General features: G+C 61.1%; 28 protein-coding genes. 15 read left to right on the top strand and 13 right to left on the bottom strand.

The genetic code is table 11. From position 1 onward, the window contains the following. The 5 genes from HBO09_RS27865 to HBO09_RS27845 form a co-directional block, all read left to right on the top strand. A partial coding sequence (locus HBO09_RS27865) for an RHS repeat-associated core domain-containing protein (RefSeq protein WP_178120422.1) occupies positions 1–834 on the top strand: 834 nt, incomplete at its 5' end. Positions 835–1540: 706 nt separating this feature from the next. After that, a complete protein-coding gene (locus HBO09_RS27860) occupies positions 1541–1783 on the top strand; it encodes an exodeoxyribonuclease VII small subunit (RefSeq protein WP_029299452.1) in 243 nt (80 codons plus the stop codon). Beyond that, positions 1780–2667: a (2E,6E)-farnesyl diphosphate synthase gene (gene ispA, locus HBO09_RS27855; RefSeq protein WP_169998403.1), complete on the top strand. Its 888-nt coding sequence runs from the start codon at positions 1780–1782 to the stop codon at positions 2665–2667. Before HBO09_RS27860 ends, ispA begins: the two co-directional genes overlap by 4 nt. Positions 2668–2778: 111 nt before the next feature. Beyond that, positions 2779–4677: a 1-deoxy-D-xylulose-5-phosphate synthase gene (dxs, locus tag HBO09_RS27850; protein WP_169998401.1), complete on the top strand. Its 1899-nt coding sequence runs from the start codon at positions 2779–2781 to the stop codon at positions 4675–4677. Positions 4678–4830: 153 nt separating this feature from the next. Further along, positions 4831–6723 (top strand): TonB-dependent receptor, encoded by a 1893-nt coding sequence (locus HBO09_RS27845; protein ID WP_169998398.1) that lies wholly within the window; start codon positions 4831–4833, stop codon positions 6721–6723. Between the two features lie 146 nt (positions 6724–6869). Here the strand turns inward: HBO09_RS27845 and HBO09_RS27840 are convergent, their stop codons facing one another. The 11 genes from HBO09_RS27840 to nrdR all read right to left on the bottom strand — a co-directional run bounded on the left by HBO09_RS27840 (position 6870) and on the right by nrdR (position 15209). Then, complete coding sequence (locus tag HBO09_RS27840; protein ID WP_169998396.1) at positions 6870–7667, bottom strand: cobalamin-binding protein; 798 nt, start codon at positions 7665–7667, stop codon at positions 6870–6872. After that, positions 7667–8086 carry a nuclear FMR1 interacting 1 family protein gene (locus tag HBO09_RS27835; RefSeq protein WP_169951318.1) on the bottom strand — a complete coding sequence of 140 codons (420 nt, stop codon included), beginning with the start codon at positions 8084–8086 and terminating at the stop codon, positions 7667–7669. Before HBO09_RS27835 ends, HBO09_RS27840 begins: the two co-directional genes overlap by 1 nt. Beyond that, entirely contained in the window at positions 8083–8700 is a 618-nt protein-coding gene (gene ribA / locus HBO09_RS27830; protein ID WP_169998394.1) for a GTP cyclohydrolase II, read from the bottom strand. Before ribA ends, HBO09_RS27835 begins: the two co-directional genes overlap by 4 nt. A gap of 252 nt (positions 8701–8952) precedes the next feature. Beyond that, positions 8953–9681, bottom strand: a complete 729-nt coding sequence (locus HBO09_RS27825; protein ID WP_169998392.1) for a transporter substrate-binding domain-containing protein — start codon at positions 9679–9681, stop codon at positions 8953–8955. A 65-nt stretch (positions 9682–9746) separates the two neighbouring features. Further along, positions 9747–10712, bottom strand: coding sequence for a thiamine-phosphate kinase (gene thiL, locus HBO09_RS27820; RefSeq protein ID WP_169998390.1), 966 nt, complete (start codon positions 10710–10712; stop codon positions 9747–9749). An 18-nt stretch (positions 10713–10730) separates the two neighbouring features. Further along, a complete protein-coding gene (gene nusB, locus HBO09_RS27815) occupies positions 10731–11231 on the bottom strand; it encodes a transcription antitermination factor NusB (protein WP_169998388.1) in 501 nt (166 codons plus the stop codon). Beyond that, positions 11228–11704, bottom strand: coding sequence for a 6,7-dimethyl-8-ribityllumazine synthase (ribE, locus tag HBO09_RS27810; protein ID WP_003176356.1), 477 nt, complete (start codon positions 11702–11704; stop codon positions 11228–11230). The genes nusB and ribE overlap by 4 nt, the downstream gene beginning before the upstream one ends. Positions 11705–11794: 90 nt before the next feature. Next, complete coding sequence (ribBA, locus tag HBO09_RS27805) at positions 11795–12886, bottom strand: bifunctional 3,4-dihydroxy-2-butanone-4-phosphate synthase/GTP cyclohydrolase II (RefSeq protein WP_029299436.1); 1092 nt, start codon at positions 12884–12886, stop codon at positions 11795–11797. Positions 12887–12901: 15 nt separating this feature from the next. Next, a complete protein-coding gene (locus HBO09_RS27800; RefSeq protein WP_029299435.1) occupies positions 12902–13564 on the bottom strand; it encodes a riboflavin synthase in 663 nt (220 codons plus the stop codon). Between the two features lie 47 nt (positions 13565–13611). After that, positions 13612–14748 carry a bifunctional diaminohydroxyphosphoribosylaminopyrimidine deaminase/5-amino-6-(5-phosphoribosylamino)uracil reductase RibD gene (ribD, locus tag HBO09_RS27795; RefSeq protein WP_169998386.1) on the bottom strand — a complete coding sequence of 379 codons (1137 nt, stop codon included), beginning with the start codon at positions 14746–14748 and terminating at the stop codon, positions 13612–13614. After that, positions 14745–15209 (bottom strand): transcriptional regulator NrdR, encoded by a 465-nt coding sequence (gene nrdR / locus HBO09_RS27790; protein WP_029299433.1) that lies wholly within the window; start codon positions 15207–15209, stop codon positions 14745–14747. The genes ribD and nrdR overlap by 4 nt, the downstream gene beginning before the upstream one ends. A 139-nt stretch (positions 15210–15348) precedes the next feature. Between nrdR and HBO09_RS27785 the strand changes: the two genes are divergently transcribed. From HBO09_RS27785 to trxA, 5 genes are all read left to right on the top strand, one after another. After that, positions 15349–15804 carry a YbaY family lipoprotein gene (locus tag HBO09_RS27785; protein ID WP_169998383.1) on the top strand — a complete coding sequence of 152 codons (456 nt, stop codon included), beginning with the start codon at positions 15349–15351 and terminating at the stop codon, positions 15802–15804. Continuing rightward, a complete protein-coding gene (locus tag HBO09_RS27780) occupies positions 15801–16454 on the top strand; it encodes a 50S ribosomal protein L11 methyltransferase (protein ID WP_169998381.1) in 654 nt (217 codons plus the stop codon). Before HBO09_RS27785 ends, HBO09_RS27780 begins: the two co-directional genes overlap by 4 nt. Before the next feature lie 101 nt (positions 16455–16555). Next, complete coding sequence (locus tag HBO09_RS27775; RefSeq protein WP_169998379.1) at positions 16556–16720, top strand: hypothetical protein; 165 nt, start codon at positions 16556–16558, stop codon at positions 16718–16720. Continuing rightward, positions 16717–17718, top strand: coding sequence for an Abi family protein (locus HBO09_RS27770; RefSeq protein ID WP_169998377.1), 1002 nt, complete (start codon positions 16717–16719; stop codon positions 17716–17718). The genes HBO09_RS27775 and HBO09_RS27770 overlap by 4 nt, the downstream gene beginning before the upstream one ends. A gap of 72 nt (positions 17719–17790) precedes the next feature. Further along, positions 17791–18663 (top strand): thioredoxin, encoded by an 873-nt coding sequence (gene trxA, locus HBO09_RS27765; RefSeq protein ID WP_169998375.1) that lies wholly within the window; start codon positions 17791–17793, stop codon positions 18661–18663. On the opposite strand, the gene HBO09_RS27760 is transcribed toward trxA, so the two are convergent. After that, entirely contained in the window at positions 18660–19013 is a 354-nt protein-coding gene (locus HBO09_RS27760; RefSeq protein ID WP_169998373.1) for a hypothetical protein, read from the bottom strand. The two genes, trxA and HBO09_RS27760, sit on opposite strands and share 4 nt — an antisense overlap. 135 nt (positions 19014–19148) lie before the next feature. On the opposite strand from HBO09_RS27760, the gene HBO09_RS27755 reads away from it, so the two are divergent. The 5 genes from HBO09_RS27755 (at position 19149) to HBO09_RS27735 (ending at position 23213) form a co-directional block, all read left to right on the top strand. Further along, a complete protein-coding gene (locus HBO09_RS27755; RefSeq protein ID WP_169998371.1) occupies positions 19149–19742 on the top strand; it encodes a DUF2796 domain-containing protein in 594 nt (197 codons plus the stop codon). A 136-nt stretch (positions 19743–19878) separates the two neighbouring features. Further along, the gene (locus tag HBO09_RS27750) at positions 19879–20589 is read left to right on the top strand and encodes an ABC transporter ATP-binding protein (RefSeq protein ID WP_169998369.1); all 711 of its coding nucleotides are present in this window, start codon (positions 19879–19881) and stop codon (positions 20587–20589) included. Position 20590: 1 nt separating this feature from the next. Beyond that, the gene (locus HBO09_RS27745; protein ID WP_169998367.1) at positions 20591–21856 is read left to right on the top strand and encodes an ABC transporter permease; all 1266 of its coding nucleotides are present in this window, start codon (positions 20591–20593) and stop codon (positions 21854–21856) included. A gap of 11 nt (positions 21857–21867) precedes the next feature. Then, positions 21868–22386 (top strand): DUF3299 domain-containing protein, encoded by a 519-nt coding sequence (locus HBO09_RS27740; RefSeq protein WP_169998366.1) that lies wholly within the window; start codon positions 21868–21870, stop codon positions 22384–22386. Between the two features lie 128 nt (positions 22387–22514). Continuing rightward, positions 22515–23213 carry an OmpW family outer membrane protein gene (locus HBO09_RS27735; protein ID WP_169998364.1) on the top strand — a complete coding sequence of 233 codons (699 nt, stop codon included), beginning with the start codon at positions 22515–22517 and terminating at the stop codon, positions 23211–23213. A gap of 169 nt (positions 23214–23382) precedes the next feature. On the opposite strand, the gene HBO09_RS27730 is transcribed toward HBO09_RS27735, so the two are convergent. Then, on the bottom strand, positions 23383–24267 hold the full coding sequence (locus HBO09_RS27730; protein WP_169998362.1) for a sugar nucleotide-binding protein: 885 nt from the start codon (positions 24265–24267) through the stop codon (positions 23383–23385). Between the last annotated feature and the right edge of the window lie 386 nt (positions 24268–24653).

Raw genomic sequence — 24653 nt, 5'->3', positions numbered from 1 at the left:
ACGCCGCAGGAGCTGACCAGCGCAGACGGCAACATCGTCTGGTCTGCCCATTACCAGGCCTACGGAAAAATCACCCGGTTGGATGTAGGCACAGTCGACAACCCACTGCGCTTTCAGGGGCAGTATTACGACCGGGAAAGCGGGCTGCATTACAACCGGCATCGCTACTACAATCCGGATAACGGACGCTACCTGACCCCAGACCCGGTGAAGTTGGCGGGTGGGGTGAACGGGTATTTGTATGTGCCTAACCCTACGGGGTGGGTGGATCCGTTGGGGTTGAATGCGTGTCCCGGTGGGGATGGGTGTAAGCCAAGCGCCACCGTTCAGGATCCTACGAAAAATGTTGATCACGCAGAGCCTGCTCTCCCGCAAACGACACGCGCACAACGACAGGCAAGAATTGATGAGCTTGCAGAAGCAAATGCCTATAGTCGTTTGAAAGAAATGGAGCAAGCATTACCAAGAGCTCACTTCCTGGAAAAACATGGCGCGCAGACTACGCTGGACGCTCAACTTGAAAGGGTAATGACGGCCAAAAATCCAACTACAGGAGAAATCGAAAGACACGTAGATGGAAGAAGAGTCGGCCAACCCAAAATACCTAGCGCAGCTACCCGATACCTCAGCCACAGGGACCAATTAAATGCTATTTATCGAGCACAGCTTATACTCAGGAGAACCAACATGGGTAAATCACGCGAACCTATAGACATGGGGAAAGAAATTGGCGAGGGATACAAAAGAGCAAACTTGGAATACGGAAAGCAAACCAAAGCAAAAGTCATACTAGACACAGACGGAAAACCCATTACTGCATATACGGACTTTTAGTATGAAACTATTACCAAAACTTTCAATCATCAGAAGCCTGCTATTTACATACAGCTTTGACAATTACGACGACCCCGACAGGGAACGTTTTATTGTTTCAAAAAACGTTAATAACGACAAAGAACTTTCAGAGTTATTCGACAAACTGACAAAACCTGAGTTTCTTCATTACAAAAAAGAAGAAAGAGAGTGGTACATCAATACACTAGAGTACTTCTTGAATACCGACGAGAATTTTGATTCGATATTTTATCTTTTCGATACTTACTTTGACGATGAAATCACTGATCAGAGACAGTTTATGAAAATCTTACTCGAATGCCTCACTCGCTATCACGCCGAGGCAATGCAGAATGAGTCATAAAATTAAAGCACTAGGGCAACCATCTTCAAACTTACTATTTAAACAACGGAAAACCATGACATTCAACTCACGCCCGGCACCGCCTCACTTATTGAACTAAACCATGACCAGAGAATCATGAAAAAACAGTTACCATCGATAACCGGGACGACTCTAGTTAGTCATAACTCAATACAACAGCAAGTTTGCCATTGATACCCCCTGGGCTATTAGTCTCTGCGTGAACGGCGACGGTCAAACCGCCATCGCCGGCCAACCTGCCCCAACACCGTGCCCCAATTTGCCCCTCCCCCCCCTATCTGCTAGTGTCGCGCCCGTTTACCGTCAACCGGAATAGCCGCCATGGCCCGCAAAAAAGTTGCACTCGATTTCGAACAATCCCTCGCCGATCTGCAAACCCTGGTCGAGCGTCTGGAGAACGGCGAGTTGTCGCTGGAAGACTCGTTGACGGCGTTTGAGCAAGGTATCGGCCTGACCCGCGATTGCCAAAGCGCCCTGGCGCAGGCGGAGCAGAAGGTCCAGGTGTTGCTGGAACGGGATGGGGAGTTGGCCGAAGAACCTTTCGACGCGGAACAAGCGCAATGATCGACGTTTATCAGGCCAGCAGTCAGGCCCGGGTCAATGCTGCGCTGGAACCGCTGTTTGTGGCGCCAAGCCCGGAGCTGGCCAGGTTGTATGAGGCCATGCGCTATAGCGTGATGAACGGCGGCAAGCGCGTGCGGCCTTTACTCGCCTATGCGGCCTGTGAAGCGCTGGGCGTGGACGCGGCGCAGGCCAATGGCGCGGCGTGTGCGGTGGAGTTGATTCATGCCTACTCGCTGGTACACGACGATTTGCCGGCGATGGACGATGACGATCTGCGTCGCGGCCAGCCCACCACCCATAAAGCCTTTGACGAAGCCTGTGCGATCCTCGCCGGTGACGGCCTGCAAAGCCTGGCGTTCAGTGCCTTGCTTGATCCGCGCCTGAGCGGCGTCAATGCCGAGATCCGCCTGCGTATGGTCACCGCGTTGGCCGCTGCCGCAGGTCCGGCCGGTATGGTCGGGGGTCAGGCGATTGACCTCGGTTCGGTCGGCCTCAAGTTGGATCAGCAAGCCCTGGAATATATGCACCGGCACAAGACCGGGGCGCTGATCGAAGCTGCCGTGCACCTCGGCGCCCTGGCCAGTGGCCGCGCCGAAGCTGCGCAGTTGGCCGCCTTGCAGGTTTATGCCCGGGCTGTCGGCCTGGCGTTCCAGGTGCAGGACGATATTCTCGATGTGGAAAGCGATACCGCGACCCTCGGCAAACGCCAAGGCGCCGATATTGCCCGTGACAAGCCGACCTATCCGTCGCTGCTGGGGCTGGAAGCCGCCAAGGTCTACGCTCTGGAACTGCGCGACCAGGCCCTGGCCGCCCTGCGACCATTCGACGCGGCAGCCGAGCCGCTGCGTGACCTGGCGCGGTATATCGTCGAACGCCGCCACTGATTACAGCGGCCATTAGCGCCGCATATCGGCCAAGTTCGGTGCTCTGCGTGGGCAGTTTGCGATGCTTGAGGTAAACTGCCGCCTCTTCTTATACCTATAACGATTCGCCTGATGCCCACGACGTTTCAAGAGATTCCCCGCAAGCGCCCGACCACGCCGCTGCTGGACCGTGCCAACACGCCGGCCGGCTTGCGCCGCCTGGGTGAAGCCGAGCTGGAAACCCTGGCCGATGAGTTGCGCCTGGAATTGCTCTACACGGTCGGTCAGACCGGTGGGCATTTTGGTGCCGGCCTGGGCGTCATCGAGCTGACCATCGCGTTGCATTACGTATTCGACACCCCGGACGACCGGCTGGTGTGGGACGTGGGTCACCAGGCGTATCCGCATAAAATCCTCACCGGACGCCGCGAGCGCATGGCCACCTTGCGCCAGAAGGACGGCATTGCCGCCTTCCCGCGCCGCTCCGAGAGCGAATACGACACCTTTGGCGTCGGCCATTCCAGCACCTCGATCAGCGCAGCCCTGGGCATGGCGATTGCCGCCCGTCTGCAAAACAGCGATCGCAAGGCGATTGCCGTGATCGGTGATGGCGCGCTGACAGCCGGCATGGCGTTTGAAGCGTTGAACCATGCGCCGGAAGTGGACGCCAACATGTTGGTGATCCTCAACGACAACGACATGTCGATCTCGCGCAATGTCGGTGGTTTGTCTAATTACCTGGCGAAAATTCTGTCCAGCCGCACCTACGCCAGCATGCGCGAGGGCAGCAAAAAAGTACTGTCGCGCCTGCCGGGCGCGTGGGAAATTGCCCGCCGCACCGAAGAATACGCCAAGGGCATGCTGGTCCCCGGCACCCTGTTCGAAGAGCTGGGCTGGAACTATATCGGCCCCATCGACGGCCATGACCTGCCGACCCTGATCGCCACCCTGCGCAATATGCGCGACCTCAAGGGCCCGCAGTTCCTGCATATCGTCACCAAGAAAGGCAAAGGCTTCGCCCCGGCGGAAGTCGACCCGATTGGCTACCATGCCATCACCAAGCTCGACCCCCTGGACGCGCCCGTGGCGGCGCCGAAAAAAGCCAGCGGGCCGAAGTATTCCGGCGTGTTTGGCGAATGGCTGTGCGACATGGCCGCCGCCGATCCGCGCCTGGTGGGCATTACCCCGGCGATGAAGGAAGGCTCCGACCTGGTAGCATTCAGCGAGCGTTTCCCGCTGCGCTACTTCGACGTGGCGATTGCCGAGCAACACGCGGTGACCTTTGCCGCTGGCATGGCCTGCGAAGGCGCCAAGCCGGTGGTGGCGATCTATTCCACATTCCTGCAACGCGGCTATGACCAATTGGTGCATGACGTGGCGGTGCAGAACCTCGACGTGCTGTTCGCCATCGACCGCGCCGGTTTGGTGGGCGAAGACGGCCCGACCCACGCTGGCAGCTACGACCTGTCGTACCTGCGCTGCATCCCCGGCATGCTGGTGATGACCCCAAGCGACGAGAACGAACTGCGCAAGATGCTCAGCACCGGCCACCTGTACAACGGCCCGGCGGCGGTACGCTACCCTCGCGGCAATGGCCCGAATGCAGTGATCGAGAAAGACCTGGAACCGATCGAGATCGGCAAGGGCATCGTGCGTCGCCAGGGCAGCAAGGCCGCGTTCCTGGTATTCGGCGTGCAACTGGCCGAAGCCCTGAAAGTGGCGCAGGAAATCGACGCCACCGTGGTCGACATGCGCTTCGTCAAACCCCTGGATGAAGCCTTGGTGCGTGAGATCGCCGGCAGCCATGAGTTGCTGGTGACCGTTGAAGAAAACGCCATCATGGGCGGCGCCGGTGCGGCGATCAGCGAATTCCTGGCGCGGGAGAATATCCTTAAGTCGGTGCTGCACCTGGGCTTGCCGGACATATACGTGGAGCACGCCAAGCCGGCGCAGATGCTGGCTGAGTGTGGTTTGGATGAAGCGGGGATCGAGACTGCGGTGCGCCAGCGCATGGCCTTGCTCGGCCTGTAACCCGATCTCCCGGTAAAAACCCGATCAAATTGTGGGAGCTGGCTTGCCTGCGATAGCATCACCCCGGTCTCTCTGAAAGACCGAGGTGTCTGCATCGCAGGCAAGCCAGCTCCCACATTTGTTTTGCATTGCATTGGAATCCATGGACGGCCCATGAACCACCTTCGACTTGCTCTGCCACTCCTGCTTTTACCCACTGCGGACCTGCTCGCCGACACCCGCGACGCCGCCCTGAAACTCCCCGACGTGGTGATCAGCGCCAACCGCCAGGTGCAGGCGCGCAATGACAGTAGCGCCGCCAACACGGTGTTCACCCGTGACGATATCGACCGCCTGCAACCCTCCAGCGTCACTGACCTGCTTAGCCGCGTGCCTGGTGTGCAAGTGGCGCGGACCGGTGGCCGGGGCAGCTTGCCGGGGATTTTCATACGCGGTACCAAGTCGGCACAAAGCCTGGTACTGGTGGATGGTCAGCGGATCGCCAATGCCACCTCCGGCGACAGCGGCCTGCAATACCTGAATGTCGATCAGATTGAACGGGTGGAAGTACTGCGCGGGTCGCGCTCGGTGATTTACGGCAGTGATGCGATTGGCGGGGTGATCCAGATATTTACCCGCCGCAATGCCGGACAAGGCCTGCAACCGCGCCTGAAACTGGGCTTTGGCAGTAACAGCACCTGGGAGCGCAGCCTGGGTCTGTCGGGTGGTGATGAGCGCACGCGCTTCAACCTGGGCGCGAGCCTGGATGAAACCGCCGGTATTGACTGGAGCCACGCGTCCTTCCCCAGCGACCGTGACCATGATGCCTATCGCAACAAGTCGCTGAGTCTGAATCTCAGCCATGAGTTCAGTGATGAACTGGAGGTGGGTTTCAACCTGCTGGATAGCCGGGGCAAGTCGGAATATGACAATGGCTTTGGTCGCTATGATTTCGCCAGTGGGCAAAGTGTCGGCCAGAAGCCCTATACCGACTACACCGTTAGCAGCGCCAGCGCCTATATCGACGCCCAACTCAACGAGGCATGGCAGAGCCGTGTAGAGCTGGGCCACAGCGAAAACCGCGATACCAAACGCGACAAGCTCAGCGCTGACTTCAGTGTGTTCAACACCTACCGCGACTCGATCAACTGGCAGAACGACCTCACGCTCGATCAGCAAAACAGCCTGATCCTCGGCGGCGATTGGTATGAAGACCGTTTTCACGGCAGCACCACGTTCAGCGAAAACAGTCGCTGGAACCGCGCAGCGTTTATCCAGCATCGCTTCAAGGGAGAGTGGTTTTCCACCGAACTGGGGTTGCGTCACGACGACAACCAGCAATTCGGCGGACAGAACAGTTGGAGCGGCACGCTGACCTTGCCAGTCAATAGCGACAACGACGTATTACTGAGTTACAGCGAAGGCTTTCGTGCGCCGACCTTCAATGACCTGTATTACCCCGACACCCGATACAGCAACCCTAACCTGCAGCCCGAAACGTCAAAAAGCTACGAGCTGCAATGGCGCAGTCAGCTCAGCGACAGCACGCGGATGGAGGCCTCGCTGTATCGCACCGACTTGAAAGACGCGATCATTCTTGACGGCGGAAAACCACAAAACGTCGCCACCGCCCGCATCAACGGCTTCGAAACCGCCCTCAAACAAGAACTGTTCGGCTGGCAAGGCAACCTCGGCCTGTCGATCATCGACCCGCGCGACCGCAGCAGCGGCCACACCCTGGCCCGTCGAGCCCGGCGCACCCTGAACCTGGACCTGGATCGGCAGTTCGACCAACTGAGCCTGGGCGCCAGTTGGCAGGCTATCAGCAGCAGCTACGACGCCGAGGACAACAAGAACCGCCTCGCGGGCTATTACCTGGTGGGATTGCGCAGCGGTTGGGCGCTGAATCGGGAAGTGGCGTTGTCGTTGAAGGTCGATAACCTGCTGGATCGCCGCTATACGCGGGCGTGGTACAGCTATGACGATCCGAATTTCCAGAACAACCAACCGTATCGGGAAGAAGGCCGGACGTGGATGGTTGGGGTGACGTGGACGCCGCAGCTCTAAGGCTATTTGTGCCGACGCCATCGCAGGCAAGCCAGCTCCCACATTTGTCTGTATTCACACATCAAAAGGTGGGAGCTCGGCAGGGCAGAAGATTTTGGCCACACCACAGAACAAATGTGGGAGCTGGCTTGCCTGCGATAGCGGTCTTAGCGGTTCGGCGCAATCACCTGACACAACCTGGCCACCGCTTCCACCATCTGCCCACTGGGCCGCTCCAGCCCTTTATCCGGCACGATCAGCAAGCGCCCCTGGGCCACCGCCGCCACCTGGGGCCAGGCCTTCCAGTCGTCCAGTTGCGCTTGATCCGCTGCCAGGATCACCTCGGGGTCACGCTGTAACACCGACTCGATACTGACCTGCGGCGCTGGCAACTTGAGGTCGTCAAACACATTGCGCGCACCGCACACACTTAGCGCATCGCTGATGATCTGCCCACCGCCCACGGTGTACAGCGGCTGGTTCCAAACCTGGTAGAACACCCGCAAGGGCTCGCTGCGGTAATAGCGCTGGCGCAACTCGGCCAAGCGTTGACGCAAGCGGGCAGCCAGTTGGCGGCCGTCCTCGGCACGCCCCAACTGCCGGGCGATGGCTTCGACCTGGCTGCTCAGTTGTTCAAGGCTATGGGGTTCGGCGACGTAGATCGGGATGTTCAAGCGCTTGAGCTGCTCACGCTGGGCGGGGCCGATGCTGCCGGGCCAGAGCAGCAGCAAGTCAGGCTGCAGACTGAGCAGGCGCTCCAGATCCAACTGCCCATAACGCCCCACCGAGGCCACGTTGCGCAGCGCTTCAGGCCGTTCGCCGCCGTCGAGAACGCCCACCAACAGATCGCTGGCGCCCAGTTCAACGACGATTTCAGAGAGGGATGGCGCGAGGCTGACCACCCGCTGGACCGCCGTCGCCGACGCGCTGGCGGCCAGTAGCAGAACCGCCAGCCAGAGGCGCATCAACCGAGCTGACGCGGTATGCGATAGAGGTAGAACAGCACCAGGGTCGACAAGGCCAGGAGAAACAGCGGCACCGCTTCCAGGCCGACGAACACCGCCAGCGCACCGATCCAGGCCGGGAACGCCGCGACCAGCAAAGCCGTGCGTCGACGGGCCGCGAGGGTGATCCACGCGGCGGGCTCTTCAGGCGTATCGAGGGCCTTGGAGGTGGCGATCAGCGCATGTTTGTAGCCATGAAAGTAACGCAGGCTGGCAAACATCGACGCGACACCGGCGATAAAAAATGGCATTGCCAGCACCGGCAACAGTGGCTCGCCTTGGCCAAACACCAGGTTGATCACGAACAACGGCAACAACGCCAGCGCCAGGTACTGCCACCAACTGAAGGACAGGCGCCGCTTGACCTGGCCGCGCGTCACGCCCGGTCGACCTCGCCTTGATGCTCGTTGCCCATCATGTGGTCGAGCTTGCTGGCCTTGGTCGCCAGGTAGAGTTTGTTGTGCGGGTTATGCCCGGTGTGCAGCGGCACGCGCTCGGCAACGGTGATGCCCATTTCGGTCAAGGCCTTGACCTTGCGCGGGTTGTTGGTCATCAGGCGCAGGGACTGGATGCCCAAGTGTTCGAGCATCGGCAGGCAGATGGCGTAGTCGCGCTGATCGGCGGCAAAGCCCAGCCGCTCGTTGGCTTCGACCGTGTCGGCGCCACCGTCTTGCAGCTCGTAGGCGCGGATCTTGTTCAGCAAACCAATGCCACGGCCTTCCTGACGCAGATACAGCAGCACACCACGACCTTCACGGGCGATGGCTTGCATGGCGGCCTCCAGTTGCGAGCCGCAGTCGCAGCGCTGGCTGAACAGTGCGTCACCGGTCAGGCACTCGGAGTGCACGCGGCCCAGGACCGGGGCGCCATCGGCCACATCGCCCAGGCTGAGCACGACATGCTCGCGCCCGGAGGCTTTTTCAAGAAAGCCATGCATGGTGAACGTGGCAAAAGGGGTAGGCAGCTTGGAAGCAGCGACGAAAACGACGGGCACCGTGTGCTCCTGATTTCAGATTTCACAGAGGCGGCATTGTAACAGCACGCTCCTACAGACGCTTAAGCTGAATTATCGCTGATAAAGATCAATCGGTTCGATTGGCCTTTGCCTTGGTTCTATGCACGCTCAGCTTTTCATGTAGGAGCGAGCTTGCTCGCGAAGAACCAGAGAGCGCTGCGTTTATCCTAGGCACGCGTTATCGTTGACGTTCTTCGCGAGCAAGCTCGCTCCTACATAAAGGCGGGGTGATCAGAACGGATAGGGCTGGTGCCAGCGCTCGAAGATCGGCTTCAACTCGCCGCTTGCCACCAGCGACGCCATGCGCCGGTCAAACAACGCCATCAACGCCCGGCCCCGTTCATTGTCGGTAAACCCCAGGAACAACGGCAGTTCGGCAATGTGCGTGAGCTTGAACACCGATGGGTCGTCGGCTTGGCCAAGGATGTATTTAATTTCGGCCCGGGCATCAATGTAGAAGTCGGCCCGCCCGTGCTGGAGCATCGGCAAAATCCCGCCACGCCGCTCGATCTGGTTGAAACGGTGAATATTGGGCAGGTAGTCCTCGTACTTATAGCCCCGCACCCAGGCCAGGCGGTAGGTACCCAGCGTCGCCAACGTCGGCTCTGGGCTGCTCGCCAGGCCCAAGGCGTAGATGTGGTCGGCGTCATAGTTCCAGCGGGCGTACAGCACGCCCTCGGTCTCAGCGTGATAGGAACCGACCCAGGCATCTACTTCGCCACGCCGCGCCAGGCCGACCGAACGGGTGTAGGGCACGCTGCGGATCTTGACCTTGACCCCGGCGGGTTCGAAGACTTCCCGTAGCACGTCCCAGGCAAGGCCGCTGCCGTCAGCGTTGGTGTAGTCATTCCAGGTTTCACTGGCCAGGCGGATTTGGCCGGGCACTTCGGGAGTGTCATCGGCCCATCCGGCAGATGCGCCAACGCACAGCAGGATCAGCAACCAGCGACGTAGCCCCATGATGACGTCCTCCTGGGAAAGCGATCTTTTCTGTAACGTTGTAAAGGGTAGCGCAGCCAGCCGTGTCACGGCGCCTCGCGAAAGTGCTGATAACCGCGCACGGCCGGGGTGATGTCGTTGCCACTGGAGTCCAGCAGCCTCACACCCGCTCCCGCCTCCACCCGCCCGACGACATGCACCGGCCATCCCTCAGCCAGTAATGGCCCGAGCTCAGCGGGTGGCAAGGTGAACGCGAGGACGTAATCATCCCCCCCGCTCAAGGCCGCGGACCGCGCTTGCTCATCGCCGAGAAAGGCCAGCAACGCCGCCGACAGCGGCAGCCGTTGCCGCTCGATCACCAGGCTTACGGCTGAAGCCTTGGCGATATGCCCGCAATCGGCCAACAGGCCGTCAGAGATATCCAGCGCAGACGTAGCCTTGCCACGCAACGCCATGCCCAAGGCCAACTGCGGTTGTGGCGACCAATAGTGGCCCAGCAGCGGTTCGGCGACTTGCGCTGCGGCGCTACGCTGCCCCAATACCAGCGGCAAGGCCCCCGCTGCATTGCCCAGTTCACCGCCGACACACAGTAGGTCGCCCGGCTGCGCGCCACTACGGGTCAACGCCAGCCCTGCCGGGACACGGCCAAACACTGTGACGGTCAGGCTCAGCGGCCCACGGGTAGTGTCACCGCCCACCAGGCCCACGCTACAGCGCTGGGCCATGGCGTTCAAACCCTGGGCATAGCGTTGCAGCCAATCGGCCGCGACCGTCGGTGTGGTGAGTGCAAGGGTAAAGGCAATTGGGTAGGCGCCCATGGCCGCCAGGTCGCTGACTGCCACCGCCAGCGAGCGCTGGCCGAGCAGGAACGGATCGCAGGGGTCGGCAAAGTGCACGCCGGCCACCAGGGTATCGGTAGAAATCGCCAGCTGTTCCCCGGGGGGAACCGCCAGCAAGGCGCAGTCGTCGCCGATCCCCAGGGCAATACCTTCGCCGCCTTGCGCACAGGGCGCGGCGGCGAAGTAGGTGCGGATCAGCTCGAACTCGCCCATCAGGGAGTCAAGCGCAGGTTAGCGCTTGTACGCCTTCACTTCGGCTTCACGCAGGCGCGGGGCCAGCTTGTCGAGCACGCCGTTGACGAACTTGTGACCGTCGGTCGAACCGTAGACTTTCGCCAGTTCGATACCTTCGTTGATCACAACGCGATACGGCACGTCGGCGCGCTTGAGCAGCTCCCAGGTGGACAGGCGCATCACACACAGTTCAACCGGGTCCAACTCTTCGAGGGTCAGGTCCAGGCAAGGTGCCAGGGCCGTGTCGATCTCGGTCAGGTTGGCATGCACGCCGTGCAGGATGTCGTGGAAGTACGGCAGGTCGGCGAAGGTAAAGTCGTTATCGACGCGAAACTGCGCTTCGATTTCGTTCAGCGAAGTACCCGCCATCTGACGCTGATACAGCGCCTGGGTCGCCAACTGACGGGCAGCACGGCGCTTTTCATTCTTCGACGGCTTGCCGGCGTCCGCAGGACGTGGCTCGCGTGGGTTGAAACGATCGCTCTCGTCGGAAATCACTTGGCCTCCAACTGCGACAGCAGGCTGACCATTTCCAGGGCGGACAGGGCAGCTTCAGCGCCTTTGTTACCGGCCTTGGTGCCGGAGCGCTCGATGGCTTGTTCGATGGAATCAACGGTCAGTACGCCGAAGGCCACTGGCACGCCGAACTCCATGGACACCTGGGCCAGGCCCTTGGTGCACTCGCCAGCCACGTATTCGAAGTGCGGGGTGCCGCCACGAATGACCGCGCCCAGGGCGATGATCGCTGCGTATTCGCCTTGCTGGGCAACTTTCTGCGCAACCAGTGGAATTTCGAAGGCGCCAGGGGCACGGATAATCGTGATATCGCTTTCGCTCACACCGTGGCGAACCAGGGCGTCCACGGCACCGCTTACCAGGCTTTCAACCACGAAGCTGTTGAAGCGGCCAACCACCAGGGCGTAGCGGCCTTTGGGGGCGATGAAGGTACCTTCGATGGTCTTCAGGGTCATTCGACAAATCTCTTAAAGAGCCGGGACGCGTCTATGACGCGCCCCTTAGTGATATTTGAACCGCGAACAAGGAGCGATAATCGCCGGTCTTTATTCGGAGGGCACGTATTCTACTACTTCCAGGTCGAAACCGGATATCGCATTAAATTTCATGGGTGCGCTCATCAGGCGCATTTTGCGCACGCCAAGGTCACGCAGGATCTGCGAACCGGCACCGACGATGCTGTAGGTGGTCGGTTTTTTCACCGGTACCTGATCAGCGCTTTCGCGGATATGCGCCAGCAGCACATCGCCATCCACCGGATTACCCAGCAGCAGTACGACACCACTGCCCGCCTGGGAAACCGCGGCCATGGCGGCTCGCAGGCTCCAACGACCCGGCTGCTTGACCATCAACAGGTCACGCAGCGGGTCCATGTTGTGCACACGCACCAGGGTCGGCTCTTCGGCGCAGATGTTGCCCAGGGTCAGCGCCATGTGCACGTCGCCTTCCACCGAATCACGGTAGGTCACCAGGTTGAAATGCCCCAGTTCGCTGTCCAGTGGCTGCTCGGCAATCCGCTGAACGGTACGTTCGTGGATCATCCGGTAGTGAATCAGGTCGGCGATGGTGCCGATCTTGATGTTGTGCTCGGCGGCAAAGGCTTCCAGTTCCGGACGACGCGCCATGGTGCCGTCGTCGTTCATCACTTCGCAGATCACCCCGCTCGGCTCGAACCCGGCCATGCGCGCCAGGTCGCAGGCGGCCTCTGTGTGGCCAGCACGGGCCAGGGTGCCACCTGGCTGGGCCATCAGCGGGAAGATATGGCCAGGGCTGACAATGTCTTCGGCCTTGGCGTCTTTGGCGGCAGCGGCTTGCACGGTGCGGGCGCGGTCAGCGGCGGAGATGCCGGTGGTCACGCCGGTGGTCGCTTCAATCGAGACGGTGAACTTGGTACCAAACCCCGAACCATTGCGCGGCGCCATCAGCGGCAGCTTGAGCAGCTCGCAGCGCTCGCGGCTCATGGGCATGCAGATCAGGCCACGGGCGTGCTTGGCCATGAAGTTGATGTGTTCAGGCTGGCACAACTCGGCGGCCATGATCAGGTCGCCTTCGTTCTCGCGGTCTTCGTCATCCATCAGGATGACCATCTTGCCTTGGCGGATGTCTTCAACCAGTTCTTCGATGCTATTGAGCGCCACGCGGCACCCCCTTGGTCAGGATTTCAGGTAGCCGTTAGCGGCCAGAAAACTTTCGGTGATGTTACCGGCAGCAGGCTCTGCGGCCTTATCGCCCAGCAACAGGCGCTCCAGGTAACGGGCAAGCAAGTCCACTTCCAGATTCACCCGGCGACCTGGCTGGTACGAGGCCATGATGGTTTCGCTGAGGGTGTGGGGAATGATCGTCAGTTCGAATTCGGCGCCATTCACGGCGTTCACGGTCAGGCTGGTGCCATCGACGGTGATCGAGCCTTTATGGGCGATGTACTTGGCCAGTTCTTTAGGGGCCCGGATGCGGAACTCCACGGCCCGCGCGTTTTCGCTGCGCGCCACCACTTCGCCGACGCCGTCGACATGGCCACTGACCAAGTGGCCGCCCAAACGGGTGGTCGGGGTCAGGGCTTTTTCCAGGTTGACCGGGCTGCCAGCCTTGAGGTCATTCATCGCGGTGCAGTCCAGGGTTTCCCGGCTGACATCGGCGGCAAAGCCATTGCCCGGCAGTTCGATGACGGTCAGGCATACGCCGCTGACGGCGATGCTGTCGCCCAGCTTGACGTCGCCAAGGTCGAGCTTGCCGGTTTCAACCAACAGGCGCACATCGCCGCCTTTGGGGGTCATGGCGCGGATGCTGCCGATGGATTCGATAATGCCGGTGAACATGGCCTTCTCCTGGAAAACGGTGCGGGCGCCTGGGCGCCCGGTCGGAATTATACGCTCGCTGGGGGGAGCGGGATGGCAGTGACTCGCCAGTCGTCGCCTACAGCGCGCATTTGCGTGATCTTGAGTTGGGGAGCGTCGGCCAGTTTCTCAAGCGGCCAATCCAGCAGAGGCCGCGCAGCGGAGCCCAAGAACTTGCCGGCGACGAAAATCACGTACTCGTCCACCAGGCCCTGCTGGGCAAACGCACCCGCCAGGCTTGGCCCGGCTTCTACCAGCACTTCATTGACACCACGGGCCGCCAGGGCCACCAGCGCCGAGCGCAGGTCGACCTGGCCGTCGACACCCGGCACCACCAGGCATTCGGGGCCTCGGGGGAACTGGTTTTCCGGGGTCACGCAGGTGATGACCAGGGCCGGGCCGGCCTTGAAGAACGGCGCGTTGAGCGGCACCCGCAGGCGGCCATCGATCAGCACGCGCAGCGGCGGGCGCGACATGGCCAGGGCCGTGGTTTGTGGATCCAGGCCCAGTTCGGCGGCACGCACGGTCAGGCGCGCGCCATCGGCCAGCACAGTATCGGCACCGGTCAGCACCACACTGGCCTCTGCACGCAGACGCTGCACCGCAGCGCGGGCGGCGAGGCCGGTGATCCACTGGCTCTCGCCACTGGCCATCGCCGTGCGCCCGTCCAGGCTCATCGCCAGCTTGACCCGAACAAACGGCAGGCCGTGCTCCATGCGCTTGAGGAAGCCGGGGTTAAGGGCACGTGCCTGGCTTTCCAGTACGCCACTGAGCACTTCGATGCCGGCCTGGGCCAGGCGCTGCATGCCACGTCCGGCCACTTCCGGGTTCGGGTCCTGCATGCCCGCGACCACCCGCGCCACGCCGGCAGTCACCAGCGCATCGGCGCAGGGCGGCGTACGACCATGATGGCTGCACGGTTCGAGCGTCACGTACACCGTGGCACCGCGAGCCTTCTCACCGGCGGCGCGCAAGGCGTTGGGCTCGGCATGGGGTTCGCCGGTGCGCTCGTGCCAGCCTTCTCCGACAATCTGTCCATCGCGCACAATCACGCAGCCGACCCGTGGGTTGGGGTGGGTGGTGTACAAGCCCTTGCGCGCCAATTCGAGGGCGCGGGCCATGTAATGCGCGTCGAGCACAGCCTGTTGCGCAGAAGGAGGGTTCATTCTTTGACCGGCTCACGGGCCAGGCGGTCGATCTCTTCGCGGAACTCGTTGAGGTCCTGGAAGCGTCGATACACCGAGGCGAAACGAATGTAGGCGACTTCGTCGAGCTTTTGCAGCTCGCCCATCACCAGTTCTCCAACCACCAGGCTCTTGACCTCGCGCTCACCGGTCGCCCGCAGCTTGTGCTTGATATGCACCAGCGCCGCTTCCAGCCGCTCGACACTCACCGGGCGTTTTTCCAGGGCGCGCTGCATACCGGCGCGCAGTTTGTCTTCGTCGAAGGGCTGGCGGCTGCCGTCGGACTTGATCAGGCGTGGCAGTACCAGTTCGGCGGTTTCGAAGGTGGTGAAACGTTCACCGCAGGCCAGGCATTCGCGCCGGCGACGCACTTGATCGCCCTCGGCGACCAGACGCGAGTCAATGACCTTGGTGTCGTTGGCACCGCAGAAGGGACAGTGCATGGTGGCAGGCAACAAAAAAAGGGAGGGCCATGGTAGCGCATCCCCGTGGCAAGACAAGCCATAGCCTTTACGGTATATAGGCTGACTATTATGTTTCTTCTGTTTAGTTCACGGATTTTTGCCCTTTTTGGAGCCGTACATGCCGTTACGACCGCTGGTTTTACTCACATTGTTCAGTTTTCTGGTCGCCTGCAGCAGCGAAGCGCCAAAACCAGCGGCCCCGCAGCCCACGCCGCAACAAGAGAAAAAAATCCCCGGCCAGGAACCCCTCGGGCCACTGCCCGCCTACCAGCGTGAAGTGAGCGGCACCCTCAATGGCGTACCAACCGGCGCCGAAGTCGAGCTCGCATTACTGGTGATCGACGAGCGCAGCCGCCCGCAACAACTGCTGGCCAGCAGCGTGCTGATCGGCAACAACAAACCACTGGCCTTCCGCCTGCGCTTCAACCCGCAAGCCTTCCCGACCGGTGCCCGCGTTGAACTGCGTGGTCGCGCCAGCCAGTCAGGGCAGTTGATCCTGCATCTGCCGGCGGTGCGCATCCAGCAGCCGATCACCCAGACCACCGGGCCACTGCAACTCGTCCGCGCACCATGACACCACCGCTGCACCTGCAACGAGCCTTGAGCGAGTTGATCGGCGACGCGCAACTGGTGCCCTGCCCGTTGCCGGGCACCGACCTGTCGTTATGGCTGCTGGACGCCGACAACATGCACCGCGCCTTCAGCCCCGAGGAAACCCGGCGCATCCTGCACGAGCCGCCCTACTGGAGCTTCTGCTGGGCCAGCGGCCTGGCGCTGGCCCGCTACCTGGCGGCCAACCCGCAATGGGTGGCGGGCAAGCGGGTCCTGGATTTTGGCGCCGGTTCCGGGGTGGCGGGGATTGCCGCAGTAAAAGCCGGCGCCCTGGAAGTGGTGGCCTGCGACCTCGACCCGCTGGCACTCGGCGCCTGCCGGGCGAATGCTCAACTCAATGGCGTAACGCTGGGCTATTCGGCGGATTTTTTTGCCGAGGCCGATCGTTTCGACCTGATCCTGGTGGCGGACGTGCTGTACGACCGGGCGAACCTGCCGCTGCTGGATCAATTCCTCACCCGCGGGCGCGAAGCGCTGGTCGCCGATTCAAGGGTGCGGGATTTCCAGCATCCGGACTATCAGCGGCTGGAGATTCTGGAGGCGTTGACGTTGCCGGATCTGGCGGAGCCTTGGGAGTTTCGCAAGGTGAGCCTGTACCATTCGCGGCGCTAGGTCTCTGAGTTACAAATTTTCAGCAATAGAGTGACTAAGACAGCGGCCGCGAGGACATGGAAAATGCCGTCCTCCCGACGCGGCCTGGACGATCGACCTGCATGTATTTCCTCATTGTTTCGCTGGTCGGTGTCGCTCCAAAGGCATTGCAAAAGCCTGGGCAGTTGCATAACCTGCTGGGCAATACACCCGCCATGCCTCTGGTTGCGTCAGCGACCAAGCACAAATTGTGCGGGTTTTTTATGCCTGGAGATTTTCCGGCATGAGGGTGTTCGACAAACCTGCCATTGACGTCCCGGACCAGCTGGAACTCCTCAAGTCTCGGGGCTTGATAATTGACGACGAAACAGGCGCCCGGTGCTTCCTGCAGTCGGTCAGCTTCTTCCGATTAAGCCCCTATATGCGGCCCTTCCAACAACCGGAAGATATCGACCACCACTTCCATGCTGGCACCCATTTTCATCAACTGGCACGACTCTACGATTTCGACCGACGTCTTCGCTTATTGGCTATGGATGCTATCGAGCGGGTCGAGATCGCATCACGTGCAGTCATCAGTAATCACATGGGCCCCGCCTACGGTAGCCATTGGTACATCGACGGCCAGACTTTTCACCCAACATTTGACCACCAACGCCTGCTTGCAACGCTAAACACCAAACAGTCTGTGGCAGCTCGCGACTACGAACGCGAATGCCTGCGCATCGACCGACTGCACACAGACAGCAATCGAAAAGACCATCTCAAACGCCAAAGAGCCAAAGAAAGCTACGCGCGCCACTATCCAATTACCTACAACCACCCATCTCTCATGCCGAGTTGGGCCATGCTGGAAGAGTTGACGCTGGGTGACCTCTCTCATCTCTACAAAGGCCTGGCCAGGGACGCGGATAAAAAAGCTATTGCCAGGCGCCTGGGACTTCCCGCCCCCCTGATGCAGTCCTGGCTTCACACGTTGACCACTGTCCGGAACATGTGCGCCCATCACTCACGGATGTGGAATCGACAACTGGGTATTCGTCCTGAATTACCCAGGAAAGCAAATTTCCCATGGCCAAACCATCTCCTACAGCCAGGGCCCCATACCCGCATTTTTCCGACACTTTGCATGCTTAACCATCTGATGTATCAGATAAGCCCACACACTCGCTGGGACCAACACCTTTATCACTTGATCAGCGACTTTCCCAACCTCAACCTAAAGGCGATGGGGTTCCCTCGTAACTGGTATCAGGACCCTTTTTGGCACGTATCTCGCGCCTGATCCCTGCGCGGCTTCCGATAGAGACCGCCAGTCTTTATAGTTGCCCCATCCCACGCGTCATTGAGAACCTCCATGAGTGAGCCCACGCCGTACATTTTCGATGTCACCACCGCTACGTTCGATCAGGCCGTCATCGAAAATTCGTTCCACAAGCCCGTGCTGGTGGATTTCTGGGCCGAATGGTGTGCGCCGTGCAAGGCGTTGATGCCGTTGCTGGCGCAGATTGCCGAGAGTTATCAGGGCGAGCTGCTGCTGGCCAAGGTCGATTGCGAAGCCGAGCAGGATGTCGTTGCGCGCTTTGGCATTCGCAGCCTGCCCACCGTGGTGTTGTTCAAGGACGGTCAACCGGTGGATGGGTTTGCCGGGGCGCAACCGGAGTCTACGATTCGCGCGCTGTTGGAACCCCATGTGCAAATGCCGCCACCTGCGCAGGCGGATCCGCTGGAGCAGGCCCAAGCGCTATTTGCCGAAGGCCGGATCAGTGAGGCCGAGGCTGTGCTGGTGGCCTTGCTCGGTGAAGACAACACCAACGCCGGCGCGTTGATCCTCTACGCCCGCTGCCTGGCCGAGCGTGGCGAATTGGGCGAAGCGCAGACCGTACTCGACGCGGTCAAGAGCGACGCCCACAAGGCGGCCCTCGCCGGTGCCAAGGCGCAGATCACGTTCCTGCGCCAAGCTGCCGACCTGCCGGATGCCGCGGACCTCAAGGCCCGCCTGGCGCAAAACCCGCAGGACGATGAAGCCGCGTATCAACTGGCCGTGCAGCAATTGGCCCGCCAGCAATACGACGCGGCGCTGGAAGGCCTGCTAAAGCTGTTTATCCGCAACCGCAGCTACAACGAAGGCCTGCCACACAAGACGCTGCTGCAAGTGTTCGAGTTGCTGGGCAACGACCACCCGCTGGTCACGGTGTATCGCCGCAAGTTGTTCGCCGCGTTGTACTAATCAGCGATCCAACTGTATTGCGGCGTATCCCCGCCGCTGGACACCTTCACCTTGGCGCTATGGCGCAGGCGTACCAACAGGCGCTTGCCGGCCTGGGCGTTGCCGGCCAGGCCTTCGAGGCGATCCGACAGTTCCAGCCCGCTGAGCTGCCCGGCCTCGCGCAGCAGGTCCTGGGCGGCCTGCCACAGGTTCTCGTCCTGATTGACCGAGACTGGCGGCGTGACAGGCACCTCGCCAGTCGCCGGCGTGACCGCCTGCAAGTGCACGCCCAGCCGCGCCCAATCGCTGTCGTCCAACTCCAGGGTCAAGTCCACGGGCAGTTCGCCGATGGTTCCACGAATTCGCATCATTGCTCGTCCTCCAGCACTTTTCTGACGAGCATGCTCCCATGCGCCTTGCGCTGCGCCAAGCAGACGGTCAAACTCTCAACGCTTTTGTTATAAGATCACATAACAAAATATTCATTCACGCCCGGGAGTTTTTCTATGCGCCGCCTGTTGCTCGCTTTGCCGTTTGCCCTGTTGCCCCTGGCTGCCCTGGCGGCTGACGAACACGACCACGATCATGACCATGAACACGGCAGCCTTGGCGCCCATGAGCATGGCGTTGCCCGCCTTAACGCGGTGCTCGATGACAAGGCCCTGGAACTGGAGCTGGAAAGCCCGGCGATGAACCTGGTGGGGTTCGAACACCTGGCCACCACCGACGCAGACAAAGCCAAGGTCGCCGCCGCCCGTAAACAGTTGGAACAACCCTTGGTGCTGTTCAGCCTGCCAAAAGCCGCCGGTTGTGTGGTCAGCAGCCAAGAGCTCGAAAGCCCCCTGTTCGGCGACAAGCCAGAAGACGATCATGACCACGCCACCGATGGCAAAGGCGCTGCCGCCCACGACCATGATCACAGCGAAATCCACGCCCACTATCAGTTCACCTGCGCCAGCCCCGCCGCGCTGAAAAACCTCGACCTGGCGAACCTCTTCAAGACCTTCCCCGCCACCCTGAAAATTCAGGTACAACTGATCGGCCCGAGTGGCCAGCAGGGTGTTGAAACGACGGCCAAGACTGCCACCCTGAAATTCTGACTCCACACGCTCAACTGTAGGAGCTGGCTTGCCTGCGATGGCATCGGCGCGGTGTCGCAGATACACCGCGTAGCCTGCATCGCTGGCAGGCCAGCGCCTACAGTTGACCGCGCTCTGCAGGTGATACTGAGTTCCCATGACCCAAGCACTGATCGAACTGTCCGACCTGGGCTTTAACTGGCCCGGTCACCCCCAGTTGCTGGATATCCCGGCGTTTCGCCTGGAACCGGGGGAGACCCTGTTCCTCAAGGGCCCCAGCGGCAGCGGCAAAACCACCTTGCTCGGCCTGCTGGGCGGGGTGCAGACACCCAGTCGCGGCAGTATTCGCCTGCTCGGCCAGGAGTTGACGGAGCTGTCGGCCGGTGCCCGCGATCGGTTTCGGGTCGATCACACCGGCTATATCTTCCAGCAGTTCAACCTGCTGCCGTTTCTCTCGGTACGCGAGAACGTCGAGTTGCCTTGCCATTTCTCCAAGCTACGCGCGCAACGGGCGATCCAGCGCCATGGCAGTGTCGAGCAGGCCGCCGCCGCCCTGCTTGCGCACTTGGGCCTCAAGGACCCGGACTTGCTCGAGCGGCGTGCCGATGCGCTGTCCATCGGCCAGCAACAACGGGTCGCCGCCGCACGGGCATTGATCGGCCAGCCGGAACTGGTGATCGCCGACGAGCCGACCTCGGCCCTGGACCACGATGCCCGGGAAGCCTTCCTTCAATTGTTGTTCGCCGAATGCCGCGAGGCGGGCGCCAGCCTGTTGTTCGTCAGCCATGACCAGAGCCTGGCTTCGCTGTTCGACCGCAACCTGTCGTTGGCCGAGCTCAATCGCGCCGCCACGCCGCTCGAGGTTTGAGATGTATTTGTTCCGTCTAGCCATGGCCAGCCTGGCAAACCGCCGCTTTACCGCGATCCTCACCGCCTTCGCCATCGCCCTGTCGGTGTGCCTGCTGTTGGCGGTAGAGCGCGTGCGTACCGAGGCCCGCGCCAGCTTTGCCAGCACCATCAGCGGCACCGACCTGATCGTCGGCGCCCGTTCCGGCTCGGTCAACCTGCTGCTGTACTCGGTATTTCGTATCGGCAACGCCACCAACAACATCCGCTGGGACAGCTTCGAGCACTTCGCCGCCAGCCCGCAGGTGAAATGGGCAATCCCCATATCCCTGGGCGACTCCCATCGCGGTTACCGGGTAATGGGCACCACCGACGCCTACTTCGAACACTACCAATACGGGCGCAAGCAGAACCTGCAACTGGCCAGTGGCCGCGCCTTTGCCACTGACCCGTTTGAAGTTGTGCTCGGCGCCGAAGTGGCCGACGCGCTGCATTACAAACTCGGCGACAAGCTGGTGCTGGCCCACGGCGTGGCGGTGGTCAGCCTGGTCAAGCACGATGACAAACCTTTCACCGTGGTTGGCATTCTGCAACGCACCGGCACCCCGGTGGACCGCACGCTGCATATCAGCCTGGGCGGCATGGAAGCGATCCATATCGACTGGCACAACGGCGTGCCGGCCCAGGGCAAGGGCCGGATCAGTGCCGACCAGGCGCGCAATATGGACCTCACGCCACAAGCCATCACCGCATTTATGCTGGGCTTGAACAACAAGATTTCGACCTTTGCCCTGCAACGGCAGATCAACGAGTTCCGTGGCGAGCCGATGCTGGCGATCCTGCCCGGCGTGGCCTTGCAAGAGCTGTGGAGCATGATGGGCACCGCGGAAAAGGCGCTGTTCGTGATCTCGCTGTTCGTGGTGCTGACCGGGTTGATCGGCATGCTCACGGCGATCCTCACCAGCCTCAATGAACGGCGCCGGGAAATGGCGATCCTGCGCTCCGTGGGGGCACGGCCCTGGCATATTGCGAGCCTGCTGATTTTCGAAGCCTTCGCCCTGGCCCTGGCCGGGGTGGTGGCAGGGGTTGGCCTGCTGTATGTGTGTATCGCTGCGTCCCGTGGCTATTTGCAGGCCAATTACGGCCTGGACCTGCCGCTGGCACTGCCCAACCCGTATGAATGGACGCTGCTCGCCGGTATCCTGATCGCCGCCCTGCTGATGGGCAGCGTGCCGGCCTGGCGCGCTTATCGCCAATCCTTGGCCGATGGCCTGTCGATCCGTTTATGAGGAAGGCTTTGATGCGTCGTGCACTGCTTGCGCTGTTATTGACGATGGCCCTGCCCGCCTGGGCCGCCGAGCCTCGGGACTTGTCGTGGCAGGAAATGATTCCGCCGGATGCACCGGTGGAGGTGCCGAACATGACGCCACTCCACCACCTGTCGAACATGGCCGATGCCCTGTCAGCCGAGGCAGCGCCAGCGGCCAAGCAGGATTTGCCCAACGCGCCGGTGGTTGCCACGCTGAACGGCCAGCACATCCGCCTGCCGGGCTATATCGTGCCGCTGGAGGTCAGCGAGGAAGGCCGCACCACTGAGTTCCTGCTGGTGCCGTATTTCGGCGCCTGCATCCATGTGCCACCACCGCCGTCGAACCAGATCGTGCATGTGCGCAGTGAGATCGGCGTGAAGCTGGAGGAGTTGTACCAGCCGTACTGGATCGAGGGGCAGATGCAGGTCAAGCCATCTACCAGCGAGTTGGCAGATGCTGGCTATCAGATGGAAGCCGAGAAGATCTACGCCTACGAATTGCCGAACTAACACCACCAATCAAATGTGGGAGCGGTGTACTTGGCTGATCACCGTTTCATTGAGCTGAGTCAAAGGCCTGACCGCAACGATCTTTACCATTGGACACAGCCAACTAAAAACGTCCTTTGGAGCCACCCATGCACAAGTCATTGCTCAGCGCTTCCCTCTTCGCGCTTGCACTCGCCGCCCCTCTCGCCCACGCCCACGAAGCTGGCGACATCCTCGTTCGCGCCGGTGCCATCACCGTCAACCCAAAGGCCGATAGCGGCAGCGTCAAGGTTGACCAGGGCCCATTGGCCGGCAAGGACCTGGGCGGCAAGGCGACCATGAGCAGCGACACGCAACTGGGTCTGAACTTCGCCTACATGCTGACCAACCATGTCGGTATCGAGCTGCTGGCCGCCACGCCGTTCGAGCATGATGTGAAGATCAAGAACACTTCCCTCGGCGCCGCCAACGGCAAGCTCGGTACCCTCAAGCACCTGCCGCCTACCCTGAGCGTCGTGTACTACCCGCTGGACAGCAAATCGGCGTTCCAACCTTACGTCGGTGCCGGTATCAACTACACCTGGATCTATGACGAACACGTAGGCAGCAGCGCCCAGGGCCAAGGTTTCAACAACTTCAAGGCCGAGAACTCCTGGGGTTGGGCCGCGCAGGTCGGCATGGACTACATGATCAACGACAAGTGGATGATTAACGGTCAGGTCCGCTACATCGACATCAGCACCAAGGCCACCGTGGAGAACAGTGCTCTGCCAGCGGGTACCCGCGCCAAGGTCAATGTGGACGTGGATCCGATGGTCTACATGGTCGGTATCGGCTACAAGTTCTAAGCTAGGTTTAACAAACGCTACACAACAATGTGGGAGCCCGGCTTGTGTAGGAGCTGGCTTGCCTGCGATGCAGACACCTCGGTCATCAAAGACAACGAGGCGATGCTATCGCAGGCAAGCTAGCTCCCACACAAACCGGGCTCCCACATTTTGTTATGCGGCAGACCCGTTAGTTATGCCGGTAGAAGCGATCGAGCAACGCCGGCAGCCCTGCACGCCACGCCCGTGGTTTGATGCCGAATGTATGCAGGATTTTCTTGCAGGCCAGCACCGCATGTTGCGGCTCGTCGGCGGCGTCTGGCCGCGCGGCGTGGGCTTGGGCGGTCGGCGCTTCGACCGCCAGCGCATGGAAGTTGCGCGCTTCGCTGAGGATCGCCTGGCCAAGGGCCACAGGCGTGGTCGCCTCCTGCCCGGCGTAGTGGTAGGTGCCCCACAACGGCGCCGCACAATCGAGCTGCTTGAGCACCGAGATAATCACCCGTGCCGCATCGTCTACCGGCGTCGGGTTGCCCCTTCGATCGTCGGCCAGCAACAGTTCCTCGGTTTTCTCGGCTCGCGCCAGGAAACGCCCGAGCGCGCCGTCGACACTGTCATCGAGCAACCAGCCAAAGCGCAGCAGCACATGTTGCGGGCAGGTAGCGCGCACACTCTGTTCAATACGCCATAGCGCCTGACCACGCAGGCCCAGGGGCACCGGCTCGTCTTTTTCGCTGTAGGCCGTGGCGCGCGAACCATCGAACACCCGGTAGCTGGACGGTTGCAACAGCGTAATGCTGTGGTGCTGGCACAATTCCGCCAGGCGCTCGACGGCAGATTCCTGCCCGGCCAGGCGGGCCTCGTTCACGCTCTCTGCCTGGAACCAGTCGAAATAGTAGGCAAGGTTGATCAAGGCATCGGGACGGGTGTCGTCGAGCAATTGGGTAAGGCTGGCGGCATCCCAGCCCTCTTGGGGCGGGCGCGGGGCGAGGAAACCGATATCTTCCTCCGCACCGAGGCGAATCAGCGCCTGCCCGAGGGCATTCCCGCCGCCCAGTAACATAAGGCGCATTCGCATAGATTGAGCAGGCCCGGTCTGTTTGGAACGATGGCTATTATCGACAGGCGGTGATGCCGTGCCGTTGGTGTTTGCCAGAATCGTTGCATTTTGCGGGTTTGTAGCGCAACCGTCACTTACTAAGTGGCGTTAAGGGTCTGCTCGTAACCAATCCTGACCCGCCCGCTTATAGGCGCTGGCTTGCCAGCGATGGCGTACGCAATGGCGGTGCAAGGCTCGGGGGCCCCATCGCCGCATAGGTATCTACACAACTTTCAGAAACTGACGAACTCTCCTGTGGCGAGCGGGCTTGCCCCGCGCTGGGCTGCGAAGCAGCCCCAGTAAGCCGTATGCGGTGTATCAGATACTCCGTAGCGGCTGGTTTTAGGGCTGCTTCGCAGCCCAGC

It is taken from the genome of Pseudomonas sp. WS 5027 (assembly GCF_012985695.1).
GTDB lineage: Bacteria > Pseudomonadota > Gammaproteobacteria > Pseudomonadales > Pseudomonadaceae > Aquipseudomonas > Aquipseudomonas hygromyciniae.
This window is presented reverse-complemented; position numbering and strand designations above follow the sequence as displayed.